General features: G+C 67.6%; 16 protein-coding genes and 2 pseudogenes. 10 read left to right on the forward strand and 8 right to left on the reverse strand.

The annotated features are described in order from the left end of the window. Positions 1-72: 72 nt before the first annotated feature. On the reverse strand, positions 73-480 hold the full coding sequence (locus KUM44_RS36205; RefSeq protein WP_217214005.1) for a CoA-binding protein: 408 nt from the start codon (positions 478-480) through the stop codon (positions 73-75). Between the two features lie 119 nt (positions 481-599). Between KUM44_RS36205 and KUM44_RS36210 the strand changes: the two genes are divergently transcribed. From KUM44_RS36210 to KUM44_RS36225, 4 genes are all read left to right on the forward strand, one after another. After that, complete coding sequence (locus tag KUM44_RS36210; protein ID WP_217214006.1) at positions 600-1,358, forward strand: hypothetical protein; 759 nt, start codon at positions 600-602, stop codon at positions 1,356-1,358. After that, positions 1,355-1,897, forward strand: coding sequence for a histidine phosphatase family protein (locus KUM44_RS36215; RefSeq protein WP_217214007.1), 543 nt, complete (start codon positions 1,355-1,357; stop codon positions 1,895-1,897). The genes KUM44_RS36210 and KUM44_RS36215 overlap by 4 nt, the downstream gene beginning before the upstream one ends. Positions 1,898-1,974: 77 nt before the next feature. Further along, positions 1,975-2,601, forward strand: a complete 627-nt coding sequence (locus tag KUM44_RS36220; RefSeq protein WP_217214008.1) for a YigZ family protein — start codon at positions 1,975-1,977, stop codon at positions 2,599-2,601. A 1,263-nt stretch (positions 2,602-3,864) separates the two neighbouring features. Next, the gene (locus tag KUM44_RS36225; protein WP_217214009.1) at positions 3,865-4,299 is read left to right on the forward strand and encodes a VOC family protein; all 435 of its coding nucleotides are present in this window, start codon (positions 3,865-3,867) and stop codon (positions 4,297-4,299) included. Between the two features lie 11 nt (positions 4,300-4,310). On the opposite strand, the pseudogene KUM44_RS36230 reads toward KUM44_RS36225, so the two are convergent. The 5 genes and pseudogenes from KUM44_RS36230 to KUM44_RS36250 all read right to left on the reverse strand — a co-directional run. Continuing rightward, a pseudogene (locus KUM44_RS36230) lies at positions 4,311-4,897 on the reverse strand (transposase); the annotation flags it as partial. Positions 4,898-5,182: 285 nt separating this feature from the next. Next, on the reverse strand, positions 5,183-5,572 hold the full coding sequence (locus tag KUM44_RS36235; protein WP_217214010.1) for a VOC family protein: 390 nt from the start codon (positions 5,570-5,572) through the stop codon (positions 5,183-5,185). Positions 5,573-5,664: 92 nt separating this feature from the next. After that, positions 5,665-6,458 (reverse strand): IS5 family transposase gene (locus tag KUM44_RS36240; protein ID WP_374202112.1). Its coding sequence is split into 2 segments (ribosomal slippage): positions 5,665-6,131 and positions 6,131-6,458, totalling 795 coding nucleotides; the frame shifts between segments, so codons are not numbered across the junction. Further along, positions 6,441-6,668: pseudogene (locus tag KUM44_RS47800) on the reverse strand (hypothetical protein); the annotation flags it as partial. The gene KUM44_RS36240 and the pseudogene KUM44_RS47800, both read right to left, overlap by 18 nt. A gap of 68 nt (positions 6,669-6,736) precedes the next feature. Beyond that, on the reverse strand, positions 6,737-7,918 hold the full coding sequence (locus tag KUM44_RS36250) for a cytochrome P450 (RefSeq protein WP_217214011.1): 1,182 nt from the start codon (positions 7,916-7,918) through the stop codon (positions 6,737-6,739). 98 nt (positions 7,919-8,016) lie between these two features. Here KUM44_RS36250 and KUM44_RS36255 point away from each other — a divergent pair, with 98 nt between their 5' ends. Further along, entirely contained in the window at positions 8,017-8,634 is a 618-nt protein-coding gene (locus KUM44_RS36255; RefSeq protein ID WP_308402808.1) for a helix-turn-helix domain-containing protein, read from the forward strand. Between the two features lie 81 nt (positions 8,635-8,715). Here the strand turns inward: KUM44_RS36255 and istB are convergent, their stop codons facing one another. Next, positions 8,716-9,525 carry an IS21-like element helper ATPase IstB gene (istB, locus tag KUM44_RS36260; RefSeq protein ID WP_217214012.1) on the reverse strand — a complete coding sequence of 270 codons (810 nt, stop codon included), beginning with the start codon at positions 9,523-9,525 and terminating at the stop codon, positions 8,716-8,718. Then, positions 9,522-9,806 carry a hypothetical protein gene (locus KUM44_RS36265; protein ID WP_217214013.1) on the reverse strand — a complete coding sequence of 95 codons (285 nt, stop codon included), beginning with the start codon at positions 9,804-9,806 and terminating at the stop codon, positions 9,522-9,524. Before KUM44_RS36265 ends, istB begins: the two co-directional genes overlap by 4 nt. Before the next feature lie 277 nt (positions 9,807-10,083). Here KUM44_RS36265 and KUM44_RS36270 point away from each other — a divergent pair, with 277 nt between their 5' ends. The 5 genes from KUM44_RS36270 (at position 10,084) to KUM44_RS36290 (ending at position 14,039) form a co-directional block, all read left to right on the forward strand. Beyond that, positions 10,084-10,374 (forward strand): hypothetical protein, encoded by a 291-nt coding sequence (locus KUM44_RS36270; RefSeq protein WP_254390628.1) that lies wholly within the window; start codon positions 10,084-10,086, stop codon positions 10,372-10,374. Between the two features lie 548 nt (positions 10,375-10,922). Next, positions 10,923-11,903 carry a helix-turn-helix domain-containing protein gene (locus KUM44_RS36275; protein WP_217214014.1) on the forward strand — a complete coding sequence of 327 codons (981 nt, stop codon included), beginning with the start codon at positions 10,923-10,925 and terminating at the stop codon, positions 11,901-11,903. A 662-nt stretch (positions 11,904-12,565) separates the two neighbouring features. Beyond that, complete coding sequence (locus tag KUM44_RS36280) at positions 12,566-13,045, forward strand: ricin-type beta-trefoil lectin domain protein (protein WP_217214015.1); 480 nt, start codon at positions 12,566-12,568, stop codon at positions 13,043-13,045. 68 nt (positions 13,046-13,113) lie between these two features. Further along, on the forward strand, positions 13,114-13,380 hold the full coding sequence (locus KUM44_RS47805; RefSeq protein ID WP_217214016.1) for a beta/gamma crystallin domain-containing protein: 267 nt from the start codon (positions 13,114-13,116) through the stop codon (positions 13,378-13,380). A gap of 137 nt (positions 13,381-13,517) precedes the next feature. Continuing rightward, complete coding sequence (locus tag KUM44_RS36290; RefSeq protein WP_308402809.1) at positions 13,518-14,039, forward strand: transposase family protein; 522 nt, start codon at positions 13,518-13,520, stop codon at positions 14,037-14,039. Positions 14,040-14,131 lie beyond the last annotated feature (92 nt).

Below are 14,131 nucleotides of genomic sequence, written 5' to 3' on the forward strand. Positions count from 1 at the left end.
GTGCGAAGCGCGGTCCGAGGGTGGGGGAGCGTGCATGGCGCCGCGCGGCAGGCGGGAACTTGACGACAGGGCCTAGCCCAGGCGCGGTATCTCGATCGCCGGGCAGCGGTCCATGACCATCTCCAGGCCCGCCGCGCGGGCGCGGTCGTACGCCGCCTCGTCGATGACGCCCAGCTGGAACCAGACCGCCTTGGCGCCCTTGGCCACCGCGTCGTCGACGACCGGGCCGGCGAGGTCGCTGTTCACGAAGACGTCGACCACGTCCACGTCGAAGGGGATGTCCGCCAGGGAGGCGTAGCCCTGCTCACCGTGGACCGTCTCCGCCTTCGGGTGGACCGGCACGATGCGCTTGCCGTAGCGCTGGAGCACCTCGGCGACCCCGTACGCCGCCCGCCGCTGGTTCGACGACAGGCCCACGACGGCCCAGGTGTCGCCCAGTTCGGTGAGGATCCTGCGGACCGCTGCCTCGTCGCCGTACACCCTCGGCCTCCCAGTGGTCGCCTCGGACAGCTGCCGTCCAGCTGCCCTCGAGAGCCACAACGGCCGACGGCCCCCGGGGATTCCCCCTTCGCCCGCCACGCTGACCGAAAGCGGGCCGGATGGCTGCGGAACACCGCGTGTCCGCCTACGCTCGCTCCGTGCTGCGCATCATCGACGCCCGAACCGGCGAACCCGTCGACGCCGCGCCCGCCCGCCGGGGCCTGACCCGCATCGAGGCGCATACCGAGGGCTTCGACGTCACTGCCCTGCGGGTGCTGCTCGTCGCCGATCTCCTGGTCCGCGCGCTGGAACTCGGCGGTACGCCGGTCTGGGCGCTCCTCGACGAGGAGGGGCAGCAGGCGGAGCTCCGGGCCGGGGCCGCGGCGCTGGGCATCCGGCCCTTCGAGGAGGGCCGGGACGCCGCGTCGGGGCTCGGCGAGGCACAGGTCCTCCACGTCGTACGCGAGGGCGGCGCGGAACCCGAAGGCGTACGGGTCGCCGTCGCGCCCGTGCACCCGGAGGCACCGCCCGAGGAGGCCGACCCCGCCGCCCTGCGCCTCGCGCTGCTCTCCGTGCGCAGAAGTGTCCCCGTGCGGCTCGACGTGGCCGCGCTCGCCGAGGCCCACGACACCCTCGTCCGCTGGCGCCGTGCCGTCGCCGTCTGGGCGCAGCAGCCGTCCCGGCCCATCCCCGACGAGGTGCGGGCGGAACTCCGTACCGCCTGGGCGGACGACCTCGACGTACCCGGGGTCCTGGGCGTCCTGCGCTGGGTGGAGAGCGCGCCGGACCTGCCGGACGGCGCCCGCTTCGAGACGTACGCCTATGCCGACCGGCTGCTCGGCCTCGACCTCGCCCGCGACCTGGGAGCCCCGGCATGACCGCGCGCATGGGTGCGGGCCCGCTGCGCCGCCTGGTCGTCCTGCGGCACGCCAAGTCCGCCTGGCCGGAGGGCGTCGCCGACCACCGACGCCCGCTCGCCCCGCGCGGTCACCGGGACGCCCCGGTCGCGGGCCGGATGCTCGCCGAGAACGACTGCCTGCCGGACCTCGCCCTGTGCTCGACCGCCGTACGCGCGCGGGAGACCTGGGAACTGGCCGCCGCCCAGTGGGGCACCCCGCCGCCCGTACGCCATGAACCGCGGCTGTACGCCGCCGACGTGTCCGAGCTGCTGGCGGTCGTGCACGAGGTGCCCGCCGCCGTCCGGACGCTGCTCCTGGTCGGGCACAACCCCGGCCTGGAGGAACTCGTCCTCGAACTCGCCGGTGACGGCCTCGACGACGCGCTGGACGAGGTCCGTGCGAAGTTCCCGACCTCGGCGATCGCGGTACTGGCCTGGCACGGCACCTCCTGGCAGGCCCTCGCACCCGGCACGGCGCTGCTGACGGGCGTCATGGTGGCGCGGGGCAAGAAACGGTGAGACGCGTGCGAGCCTCGCAGGGAACCAGGCCGGGGCTCGGGACCGGCGTCCCCCGAACGTCGGCATAGGCTGGCCCGATGCAGGACGAGTACCGCACAGTCGCCCACGCGGGCGTGCACGAGACCGAGGTCAACCGCTCACGCTTCATCTGTGCGCTCGCCCCGGCGGCCACCGAACAGGAGGCCCAGGACTTCGTCGCCGCCATCCGCAAGGAGCACGCGGACGCCACCCACAACTGCTGGGCCTACGTCATCGGCGCCGACGCCGCCGTCCAGAAGGCCAGCGACGACGGCGAACCGGGCGGCACGGCGGGCGTCCCCATGCTCCAGATGCTGCTGCGCCGCGACATGCGCTACGTCGTCGCCGTCGTCACCCGCTACTACGGCGGCGTCAAGCTGGGCGCGGGCGGGCTCATCCGGGCCTACGGCGGGGCCGTCGGCGAGGCGCTGGACACCCTCGGCACGCTCACACGCCGCCGCTTCCGACTGGCCACGGTGACCGTCGACCACCAGCGCGCGGGCAAGGTCGAGAACGACCTGCGCTCGACCGGGCGCGAGGTGCGGGACGTGCGGTACGGGGAGGCGGTCACCTTCGAGATCGGCCTGCCGGACGCGGACGTGGAGGCGTTCCGGGCGTGGCTCGCGGACGCGACCGCGGGATCGGCGGGGTTCGAGCTCGGGGGAGAGGCGTACGGGGACGCGTGACGCGCGTCGCGGCGCCGCCGACGTCGTCCGGCAGGGAGGAGTTCGGCGCGGAGCCACGTTGCGTAACTCGGCCACTTGCGGACATCTAGGGGTATCCGGTGCCAGATACCCATGGCAGTCCGAAGCCTGTGACGGACGGACCAGGTGCCGGCAGGCGTCAGCGTGGTCGGTGCTGCTGACCTGTGGGCACCCCTCGTCATCCCTGGTGACCTGGCCCGTGTCGATCGCGGCGGAGAGCCCTCCGGAGCCACTGACCTGGCCTGACATTGTGGTCGCAGTTGGGCCTTTCGGCATCGTGCAGTCTTGCGCAGACGCCTTTCAGGCGGGCGCGCGTAGTGCCTGAGGAGTCGCGAGCCCGGCTTGCACCTTGCCGCTGGCGGTCTGTAGTCGGTCGCTGGCCGTCCAGGGGAAAAGGGGCGGCTTCACCAAGATGGTGCGTCGTATCTTCTCAGCATGGCTTCGCATCGCCGCGACCTGGTGAGCCCGGGCCACCCGCAACGAATTCCCATCGTTGGCCACCGGCATGACCGTCCGTCCGGTCGCGGAAGCTTGGCAGAATCACAACTTCGCTCCCGTCCCGGATGACGAACTGTCCTATGACGACACGAGCGTGCGGCTGACGACACGAGCGTGCGGCGCGTTACGTACGAGTCGTATGCCGCAGTGGTCGATTGGTCGGACTACGCGCAGGTGTCCCGTGCGCTGCTCGTGTTCGAGGACTTCATCCGCTTCTACCGGCAGAGTGGGGGGCAGGGAACTGGCTGGAAGAGGTGACCGTCAAGCTGGAGCGCGATGGCCTGGGGGTCGACGAGCGAGGGCGTTTCTCCTGGATCCGTCGGCCGGTTGTCGCCAGGAACTTGGAGAACCTGACGGACCCGTCCGGCATCCTTGCCGAGCTGGAGCGTGTTGGCAGGAGTATCGGCGACGATCCGGCAGCCGCGATTGGCAGCGCCAAGCAACTTATCGAGGCTACGGCCAAAAGCGTGCTGCGCGAATGGGGCATCGCCATCGATGAGAACGCCAAGGTGCCGACCTTGGTGAAGCGGGCACAGAAGGCGCAGAAGGCACTCCACCTGGATGGAGCTTCCGCTGCGCCTGGACCAGACGGTACGGATGCCGTCAAGAAGATCCTTTTGGAGGCACCGACCTCGGTTCACCCCTGCGACCGCACGACACAGCAGCGGATAGCAGGGGCTGTCCTCCCGACAACGTGCCGATCCCTACCGGGAGATGAGCAACAGAGCCCCCTGCTATGGTGCGCCGATGTCATCGATCAAACAGTTCCAAGTCACCTTCGACTGCGCGGAACCTGCGCGCCTCGCCGGTTTTTGGTGCGAGGTGTTGGGGTATGTCGTACCGCCGGTCCCGGAGGGGTTTGCCACTTGGGAGGACTACCATCGCTCGCTGCCTCCTGAGGATCAGGTCATCTACTTCGCGTGCAGTGATCCCTCGGGGGCGGGCCCGCGCCTGCTCTTCCAGCGCGTTCCCGAAGGCAAGGTCGTCAAGAATCGGGTGCATCTCGACGTGCGGGCCGCCACCGGACTCGTGGGTGAGGAGCGCCTCGCCACACTGGAGGCCGAATGCGCACGACTGGTCGCGCACGGCGCGGTACACGTGCGAACGCTGCTGGCCGATGACGAAAACGAGTCGTGCATCGTGATGCAGGACATCGAGGGCAACGAGTTCTGTCTCGACTGAGCATCCTCCGAGCCGGCGAGGTGGGGAGCCGCCTCCCGAGCGATGCCGAGCATCGCGGTGTGAACGCCGTCGCCCTTCAGACGGCAGTCGCAAAGGATCTTCCAGGTCTTCATCCGCGCGAAGACATGCTCGACGCGTGCCCGGACCTTGCGGTGGAAGGTGTTGTGCTCCTCCTTCCATGCAGGCAGTTCGGTCTGGCCGCGTTCGCGGCGGTTCGGGATGACCAGGCCGGTGCCCCTGTAGCCGCCGTCCGCGATGACCGTGGTCCGGCCGACGGCGGCTTCGCACCGGACAGTTCCCATGCCTTGCAGTCGTTGCGGTTGCCGGTGACCGGCCGGCCGATGGCGACGACGAGTCGGGTGTCGGCGTCGATGACGACCTGGTGGTTGGTCGAGTACCTGTAGTTCTTCGACTGCTCGGCAACCGTATGATCCCGCGTGGGGACCAGGGTGCCGTCGACGATCAGCACGGCGTCTTTGCGGAACCGCCTGCGGGGCTGGAGCGCGAGCGACGGCCCGACATGGCCGATGATGCGGTCAGCGGCCGACTTCGACACCCCGAACAGCGGGGTGAGCTGCCGCAGCGTCATGAGGCTGCGAAGGCTTCTTTGAGAGCGGCAGCGATGGCTGGATTTCACTCGCCTGGGTCGCGCAAGACCCTCTTTCCACCAGCGACGTCGTCGGCTTCGAGTAAGACACCGTTTCCTTTGGTGCCGGTGATGGCTTATGGGTCCTCTGTCAGCGTTCGGTGCCAACCGCGGAGGGCAAGTTCCCTGCCTGGCGGTGGCTCAGGTAATCGCAGGGCGCCGGCCGCGAGCACATCGGGCACAAGCAGCGATTGAGGGCCGCACCCCGGGCTGGGGTGCGGCGATCGGCGCATGTGCTTACGAGGTCCAGCCGCCGTATGGCACGGTGATCAGCTCCATGGCATGGCCCGCCGGGTCCATGAAGTACACCCCGCGGCCACCGTCGTTGTGGTTGATCGTGCCGGGCTGTTGCCGGTGCGGGTCAGCGTAGTGCTCGATGCCGCGCTCGCTGATCCGCGCGTACGCCGCGTCGAACTCCTCCTCGGAGATCAGGAAGGCGTAGTGCTGCATGGCGATGTGGTCCGCGGGGATCGTGGCGAAGTCCAGCGTGACGCCGTTGCTCAGGGCGACCGCGATGAACGGGCCCCATTCCGCGGTGATCTCAAGGCCCAGCAGGCCCGCGAAGAACTGCGCGGACTCCCGGTTGTCCCGGGCGTGGACGATCGTGTGGTTCAACTCAACTGACAAGGAATGCCTCCGAAGGCACCTCCCGACACCTCCATGCCTCACCCAGCCGGTGATCGACACGCGATGTCCCGGTAGATCCTAGTCGCTGTTGTCTACGAAGTGAGTCGGCGGTAGTTGATGAGTGCTGCGGCTATACCGACGAAGGCGAGGAAGTGCTCGGCCTTGCGTTCGTAGCGGCGATGCAGCCGCCGGCATCCAGCCAGCCAGGAGACCGTCCTCTCGACGACCCAGCGGTGGCGGCCCAGTCGTGTGGAGGGCTCGATGCCCTTACGGGCAATGCGGTGACGGATGCCCCTCTTACGGAGCCATCTGCGCAGGTGGTCGTAGTCGTAGCCCTTGTCCGCATGGAGCTTGGCTGGGCGCCGACGGCGCGGGCCGCGTCGGGAGCGGACGGGCGGGATCCCCCGCGCCAGTGGCTTCAGGCCGAGGCTGTCGTGCACGTTGGCACCGGAGATGCCCGGCGACAGGGGCAATCCGTTCCGGTCCGTGATCAGGTGGATTTTCGATCCGCTCTTGCCGCGGTCGGTCGGATTCGGTCCGGTCAGTGGCCCCCTTTTACCGCCCGGACGCTGACGGAGTCGATCGCGCACCGGGACCAGTCCAGCTCTCCTCTGGAGCCGAGTTCGTCGAGAATGACTCGGTGGAGCCTGGCCCACACCCTGGCCCGGCTCCACTGGGCGAAGCGCCGGTAGACCGTGGGCCAGGCCGGCCCGAACACCGGCGGCAACTGCCGCCAGGTGCAGCCGGAGGTGGCCACGAAAATGATCGCTGCCAGGGTCTCCCGGTCACCGGTCCACTCAGGCTCGGCGACCCTGGTATGCGTGGGCGGCGGCTCGGCGGCTCGGCGGCTCGGCGGCTCGGCGGTGCGGGTACGGGAGGCGAGCAGGATCGCCCGCCGCCTCGTCTGCGGCACTCCATAATCCGCCGCGTTCAGGATGCTGATCCATCCCGTGCGCCTGGGTGAGGCTGATCCAGACGATCGTGGTCCGATGCGGGTATCCGCTGGACGTGTTGGTCGGGGAGGTCTCTGGGGGCGGTGAGGCGGGCGGTGCTTGAAGGGCCGGAGGGCGGTGGGGAGCCGGCAGTGAAGGGGCATTGCTCAAACTCGCAGACGTCGCGCTGCAAGTCGCCGAGCACACGTCGTTCTTCTCGACCTTGATCTGCCTACCAGGTGACCGGAAGTTCACGCACGCCGCAGACCGTCATGGCCGACCGCAGTGGTACTTCCTCGGGCGCGACAGTGAGACGTAGTGCCGGGAAGCGGCGAAACAGTGCGGGGAGGGCGATGCGCATTTCCGCTCGGGCCAGTCGCTGCCCGAGGCACCGGTGGAGGCCGTGACCGAACGCGAGGTGTCCGGCCGTGGAGCGGGTGTGGTCAAGCGCGTCCGGGTCGGCGAAATGGTCAGCGTCCCGATTCGCCGCGGAAAGTGCGACGGTGACGGACTCGCCGGCCTTGATCAGACAGCCGTGGAGCTCGATGTCCTCGAGCGCGACGCGGACCACGTGATGGATGATCGTGAGATAACGCAGCAGCTCCTCGACCACCGCAGGGGCGTCTTCCTCCTTGTCACGGACCTCGGCTAACTGCGCGGGATTGGCCAGCAGAGCGAAAGTGCCCAGCGCAAGCATGTTCGCCGTCGTCTCATGCCCGGTTATCAGGAGCAGGAGCGCCAGTCCGGCCCTCTCGTCCGCAGTAAGTCCCTCGTGCGCAGCGAGCCCGCTGAGCACATCTTCCTCTGGCCAGGAACGCTTGTGGCGCAGCAGGTCCCGTAGATATGCCATGAGCTCCCTGACCGCCTCTTGCCTGCGTTCCGGTGTGAGGTCGACGTTCAAGAGCGTGGCGGCGTTCCGCTGGAACCCCTGCCTGTCGGAGTAGGGCACCCCGAGCAGTTCGCCGATCACTTGTGACGGGATCGGCAGCGCGAATGCCTTGAACAGGTCGGCCGGGCCCCCGGTGAGCTCCATCGCGTTCAACTGGTCATTGACGATCGCTTCGATCTCCGGTTCGAGGAGCTTTATCCGGCGCACCGTGAAGTCACCGGTGAGCAACCGCCGATAGTGGTCGTGCTCGGGCGGGTCCATGCGGAGGAAGAATCCCGGCGGCACGGGCGCCGTTGCCGGCTGGGCAATCGGTGAGCGCATGTGGTCCGGGCGGGCGCTGAATCGGGGATCTGCCAGGATCGCCCGCGCTGCGGCGAAGCCGGTCACCAACCACCCCTGACCACCGTCGACGTAGGTCATCCGATGGATTGGGCCGAGCCCCTGCCGGCGGCGCAGTTCCTCGGGCGGATCGAACGGGTTCTGGCGGGCCGTGGGCATGACTACTGCCGGGGACGTGCTCTCCATCGGCCGCTCCTCGGTCGGTACGGACCTCCCGATAAAACAGCACTCAATGCAAAACGTCAATGAATGCAAAATTACAGCACGTGCGGTAAGGTGCTGTCGTGACCAGCGACCCAGGGCTGCGCCAGCGGAAGAAGATGCGCACGAGGCAAGCGCTCGTCGAAGGCGCCCTGCGATTGTTCGCCGAGAAGGGTTACGACCAGACAACCGTGGCGGAGATCGCGGCCACCGCAGACATCGCGACACGGACCTTCTTCAGCTACTTCGACAGCAAGGACGACATCGTCTTCTTCGACGACAGGTCGCGGCTGGAGCGCGCGGTCGAGATCATCGGAGAACGGCAGCCCGGCGAACCGGTGGCCGACCTCCTGCGGCGCGTCATCGACCAGAGTGTTTTCGCTGACACGGACTCGGAGTTGGCACGGAAGGTCGGCCCAGCTCGGACCCGGCTGATCGCGTCGGTCCCGGCACTTCAGGCGCGCGAACTGCACCTGCTGTTCGACATCCAACTACAGCTGACCGAAGCGCTCCACCTCGCTTGCCCCGAGCTGGACCTCGTCGAGGCCGCCGCGGCGGTGGGATCGCTGGTCGGGGCGATCAAGGTCGTCGTCGCCGCATGCCAAAGGCGGGGCAACAGGCCGGAGCAGACCTACAAAGCCGTTCAAAGGGCCACCGACATCGCGATCGGCGGCCTCAACTCGCTCCCCCGCCCGGCTTAGCGTGTTCAGCGCACGCGCACTCGGTCGTGGCACGGACAGCGTTGAACACGGTCTCTGGCCGGTTTCTGAGGCTCGGACGGGTCAGCCTGAGGCTGCGCTCTGCGCCCGGGCGGCCCGGGTGCGGGCGAGCCGGTAGGAATCGGTGCCGGTCTCGATGATGTTCCCGCCGAAGGTGAGGCGGTCGACGATGGCCGCGCAAAGCCGCGGATCGGTGAATGTTTTTGTCCACCCTCCAAACGACTCGTTGGAGGCGATGGCGACGCAGTTCTTCTCCCCCCGCTCCGTCAGCACCTGGAACAGCAGCTCGGCGCCGCGGCGGTCCAGCTCCATGTAGCCAAGTTCGTCTATGCAGAGCAGATCGACGCGTCGGTAGCGGGCGATGGTCTTGGTCAGGATCTTCTCGTCCGCGGCGTCGACCAACTCGTCGACCAGCTCGTTGACCAGTTCGGTGGCGAGTGTGCAGCGGACGCGGAAGCCGGCTATGGCGGCCTCGGTGCCGAGCACGATCAGCAGGTGGGACTTGCCGGTGCCGGAGTCGCCGATCAGGCAGAGTGGCAGTCCCTTCTTGACCCATTCGCAGGTGGCCAGGGTGTGGATGACGGCTGCGTCGATGTTCGGGTTGGCGTCGAAGTCGAAGGCCCGCAGCGATATCTCCCGCGGGAACTGTGCCGCCTTGATGCGCCGTTCGGAGCGGCGGCGGGCCCGGTCGTCGCACTCGGCCATCAGCAGTTCGGCGAGGAAGCCGCGAAAGGACATCTGGTCGCGGGCGGTGGCTTCGGCCAGTTCGGGGAACTGGGGCCGGATGGTGGGCAGCCGGAGCATGCGGCACGCCTGGTCGACGGCGGCGTCAGCGGCCTGTTCGGTCAGCCCGCGGTGTCGTTTGAGGGTCACGGCATCTCTTTCTGGATGGCGGGGCGAGCGGCCGGCCGCCGGGCTCGCAGCAGCTGCTCGTAGGCCGCGACCGAGGGCAGCGGCCGGGCGTCGGGTGGCAGCTGGTCCAGCCGCCGCGCGGTCAGTGAGGTCACGTTCGTCCGTTCCGGCTCCGCAGACACGACAGGAGTCGCGACCTCGTCGGCTTCGGCCGCCTTCCGGGCCTCCAGGGCGACCGCGTCCGCGGTCAGGGCCGGCGCCCCGACGTGACCGCAGATCGAGCCGCACCTGTTGTCCGGCAACGGGATGGTCCGACAGAGACCGCCAGTAATAGCAGCGCACACGCGAGGATCTCCATCCGCATCCCGGGCAGGCAGCCGATCCGACCGTGGACCGCACAGTAGGCCGGACCTCAGTGTCGCCAAGAACCACTCTTTCTACCGCCACCCCGCCCCTCGGAAGAAGAAGGTCGGCGAGGCGAACGACATCCCCACGCACAGGTGATGCCCACCTGCTCTTGATCGTCACGCACCCCCAAATCAGCGACAGAGCCCAAAAAGTGGGCCAGAGCCCGTTCTCATGGACAAAGCCACCCTGCCGACCATGCTGGTCGCCTTCGCCCGCTGCGGCCGCGACGGCAGCTTCGCAGTCCTCGGCGCCAACCGACGCTGCACCCTGGTCATGGTCGCGGGCTCGATCGCCGGAGCCGCCCTGGGCGGCTTGCTGCTCGGCGTGTTACCCGACATGGTGCTCATCCCCGCGCCGGCCGTGATCCTGCTGTGCAACGTCGGCCGCGACATGGATCAGCAAGCGCTTCTGCTCATGCGGAGTCAAATGCCACCTGATGAACCCGAGGCGCGCGATGGGTAGACGCCACCCCGGCGGGCAGGGGGATGCCGGAGCCGAAATCCCGCTGGCCGTAGGTGGGTCGAGCGAGCTCATGAGCTGCCAGTGGAGAAGATCCCGGCCAAACGAGGCGGTGATCACGAGCGTTGTCCGAGCAAGTCCGGGTTCTGTGGGCGCTGGCTCAACGACCGTCCTGGTTCGCTGGTTCAGATCGCCGCGACAGCAGAACGCCTGGGTTCGTTGCTGCCCGGGCATTGACGCTTTCTTAACACACGGGTCCGATGACGGGATTCGCCGACGGCAGACGGGAAAGAGCGCCAAAGGGCTGGAACCACCCGGGGAGGCCATGTCAACGTACAACTTCCCTGGAAAACACCCGGTCAGAGACGCCCTTGCAGGGCGGGTGACAGCAGTTTCGGCCGTCGACCTTCGTCCCGTGTCTTGCGCCATGGTCCCTACCCAGGGTCTTTGCATGAATGCGGTCTGTCCGGGTTCGTCAGGTGAGTCCGAGGGGTGACAGGGATCGGTGGGATACCGTCGACATCAGTCACCCAGCCTCGCGGGGGGAACCATTGCTGGAGACGCTCGGCCTCGACTGTTCGACCCATGACGTCTACCGATCCGTATTGCTGAATCCGCAGCGGACACTCGATGACATCGCCCTCGATACCGGCTTGCCCGCCGCCGCCGTCCGTTCCGCACTCGACCGGCTCACCCAGCTCTCGCTGCTGCACGAGGCCGCCGACCACCGGTTCGTCCCTGCCAGCCCCGAGGCCGTCCTTTCCCCGCTGCTGCTACGCAAGGAGGCCGAACTCGACGAGCAGCGGGCCCGGCTGTCGCAGGAGCGGGTCGCGCTGGCCGCCCTCAGCTCCGAATACGCGGCGCTTGCCGCTTGCCGCGCTGACAGCGGGGTGGAGCGGCTCGAAGACGTCGACGCCGTACGGGTGCGGCTGATTGAGCTGGAGCACCAGGCGCGCGTCGAGGTATGCGCCTTCATGCCCGGCGGGGCGCTCAGCGCGGCCGCGCTGAAGGCAGGCCGCCCCTTGACCAAGCAGAGCCTCGCGCGCGGGGTGGAGATGCGCACCGTCTACCTGGACAGCGTCCGCAACGACCCCGTGACCGTCGAATACGCGACCTGGGTCGTATCTCGCGGAGGCGAGATACGCACCGCCCCCACCCTGCCGATGCGCATGATCCTCTCCGACCACTCCGCAGCCGTGATCCCCATCCACGCCGACGACAGCCGGCAGGGCGCCCTGCTGATCCGGTATCCGAGCATGGTGCGGGCGCTGGTGGAGCTGTTCGACATCGTCTGGGCGAGCGCGGTCCCGCTCGGCGCGGGACCGCAGAACGCCCCCGAGGACGCGCCCACCATCCGGGAGGCGGCTCTGCTGCGGATGCTCGCGGACGGCCTCACCGACGAGGGCATCGCCCGCAAGATGGGCGTCTCCCTGCGCACGGTCCGCCGCAACACAGCCGACCTCCAGAAGCGGCTCGGGGTGCAGAGCCGGTTCCAGGCGGGCGCCGAGGCGGTCCGACGCGGCTGGCTGTAAACCCCCGACAGCGTTGGCCGCTCCCTGCCATGGCCAGGGGCTGACACGTGGAGAGCAGGATGCCGGGCACGTTCGCTGCCTAGGGTCGGACGTGTACGCAGTCGGACGGTCCTGACTCCCTGCGCGGCGAGTGAGCCGTTCAGCATGTCCGGAACAGGATGAGAGTTGTCGAATCCTTGTCGCGCAATTGCCGGTCCATGGCTCATTCATAAAATCCCAAGTCAGCCCGTTTCCGCAAAAAGGCAGAAAATGACCGAACACCTTGACAGGGCTTCAAAAGGTCCTGGACTGTGAATGCGGCCGACGTTCACTGCTCACTGGCCAATTGCAGTCCTGCTGCCATGAATGACTGATTGAGGTGGAGAAAATGAATTTGCACCTACGCAAGTCGCATGATGAAAGCCGAGATCTGGCCACCTCGAGTGACCAACGACTTCGTCAAGTAGGCGCGCCCCCGGTGGGCGTTATCGCGGCATTAGTAGATCCACTGAATCGGCATTCGATTTGCCAGCGGTAGGCGAGTAGGCATGTAACTTGATGACCGGCCGACTGCACCGCCCGGCGGAAGAGAACTGAACTGTGACCGGCAAGCAACTCCTCCAGCCACTTGCCGGCTCTCCCGATTTAGATTCACCAACAACGACCACACGAAAGAGGAAACGATGAACCGAGCATTCAAACGCACGCTCCAGGTCACGCTTGCAGCAGCAGTTGTCGCGGGACTCAACGTGGGACTGCTCTCAACGAGTGCAAGTGCCGCCGGTAACACCTGGATCCGGGGCAGTAAATCCGGTCGCTGCCTCGAGGCCAATAACAACGCGGACAAGGTGTGGGCCGCGCCCTGCGACTGGGGCAAGGGAGCACAATTGTGGAGCCGGGTGGGGTCGCAGATCAAGCGGGCGTACACGAATCAGTGCCTCGACAGCGACTTCAATGGGGACGTGTACTGGATGGAGTGCAACGGCGGCGACTACCAGAAGTGGGAGTATAGGGACGCGGGCAATGGCTACTTCCTCGTAAGTAGCTGGATAACCGGTAAGGCTTTGCAGTACCGTCCCATCCAGGGTGCAGATGATGTATACACCCAAGCCAGCTTGGATGAATCCGCGGATTACGCCTGGAGGTTCGCCGACGGGGAGTAGTCGTCCCGTAGAACTCGGGACGCCAGGGTAATGTGGAAGCTGCCGCTATTGCCACCGTACTGGGGGCCATGACGGCTGTAGTTGCAACTTCCACTTCCGCGCATGCCCTCAACAGGACAGAATGCGACCCTGGCAGGTATAGTTTCTTCGAATTCTGGGCCGACGCCGGAATACTCTGCTTTGAGAACGCGGGCCAGCAGAACGTAGTCATCTACGGTGTAGATTTCGTTAAGGCGGGCAACAACACGGTGTCGTTCCAGTACCCAACGGATGCCGCCCCTCGTCCCGTATGGGGCGTGGGTTATCTGATGAGAGCCAGGTTGTGCATTTGGTGACGCCGAGCATTGCCAGGTACAGGGACGGAGAGTGGGCGCCCGCTACGCCGATCAACAAGTGGACCGCCTGCACCTGGCCCAACAACCCTGGCGGGGTCAGCATAGGCGCGACCAAGATCCTCTGAGCCACCGGTGGTGTGGGGCGCGGTGGTCTGCCCGAGGAGCCGCGCGGCCGGCGCGGCCGTCGTTACCCGCTGTCTGCGCTGCTGTGCGCGGCGGCTGCCAGCGTGCCTGCCGGCGCTCGCTCCCTGGCCGCGATCGGCGAGTGGATCGCGGACGCACCCCGGTGGGCACTGCTCGCCCTGGGTTTCGCACCCGACACCCTGACCGGGAGCGTTGCCGTGCCGCACCAGGCCACTGTGCGGCGCCTGCTCGCCCGCCTCGACGGCGATGCCCTGGACGAGGCGAGCGGCGCCTTCTTGACGGCCCGTGCTGTCGGGCCCGCCACCGAGGGCACGCGCCCGGTGCTGCGCGCGATTGCGGTGGACGGCAAGACCGTGCGCGGCTCGCGCTATGCGCTGCGTCATTTCTTTGCCAGTAGCGCCATCGCCGGGAGGTGTCTCCCTCCTTTAAGTGTCGCGGTGGCTCGGCCACGCACCCATCCAGATCACCGCGGACGTCTACGGCCATCTGACGGTCGGATGCCGACGGCAGACTGAGGTCCGTGATGGATCAGGTACTGACAGGCGTTAGCGTGGTCGGTACTGATAGCGAGGACGGTGCTGGTTCGGTGCTGGGTCCAGGGGCGTAG

Origin of the sequence: Streptomyces sp. AC550_RSS872 (assembly GCF_019049285.1) — a bacterium.
In the GTDB taxonomy this organism is placed as follows: domain Bacteria; phylum Actinomycetota; class Actinomycetes; order Streptomycetales; family Streptomycetaceae; genus Streptomyces.

Bases quoted from the DNA above. Each gene is read 5' to 3' on its own strand.
- KUM44_RS36280 (WP_217214015.1), top strand. From the start codon at position 12,566: ATGAACCGAGCATTCAAACGCACGCTCCAGGTCACGCTTGCAGCAGCA.
- KUM44_RS36210 (WP_217214006.1), top strand. From the start codon at position 600: ATGGCTGCGGAACACCGCGTGTCCGCCTACGCTCGCTCCGTGCTGCGC.
- KUM44_RS36270 (WP_254390628.1), top strand. From the start codon at position 10,084: ATGGACAAAGCCACCCTGCCGACCATGCTGGTCGCCTTCGCCCGCTGC.
- KUM44_RS36225 (WP_217214009.1), top strand. From the start codon at position 3,865: ATGTCATCGATCAAACAGTTCCAAGTCACCTTCGACTGCGCGGAACCT.
- KUM44_RS36215 (WP_217214007.1), top strand. From the start codon at position 1,355: ATGACCGCGCGCATGGGTGCGGGCCCGCTGCGCCGCCTGGTCGTCCTG.
- KUM44_RS47805 (WP_217214016.1), top strand. From the start codon at position 13,114: ATGACGGCTGTAGTTGCAACTTCCACTTCCGCGCATGCCCTCAACAGG.
- KUM44_RS36250 (WP_217214011.1), bottom strand. From the start codon at position 7,918: ATGGAGAGCACGTCCCCGGCAGTAGTCATGCCCACGGCCCGCCAGAAC.
- KUM44_RS36220 (WP_217214008.1), top strand. From the start codon at position 1,975: ATGCAGGACGAGTACCGCACAGTCGCCCACGCGGGCGTGCACGAGACC.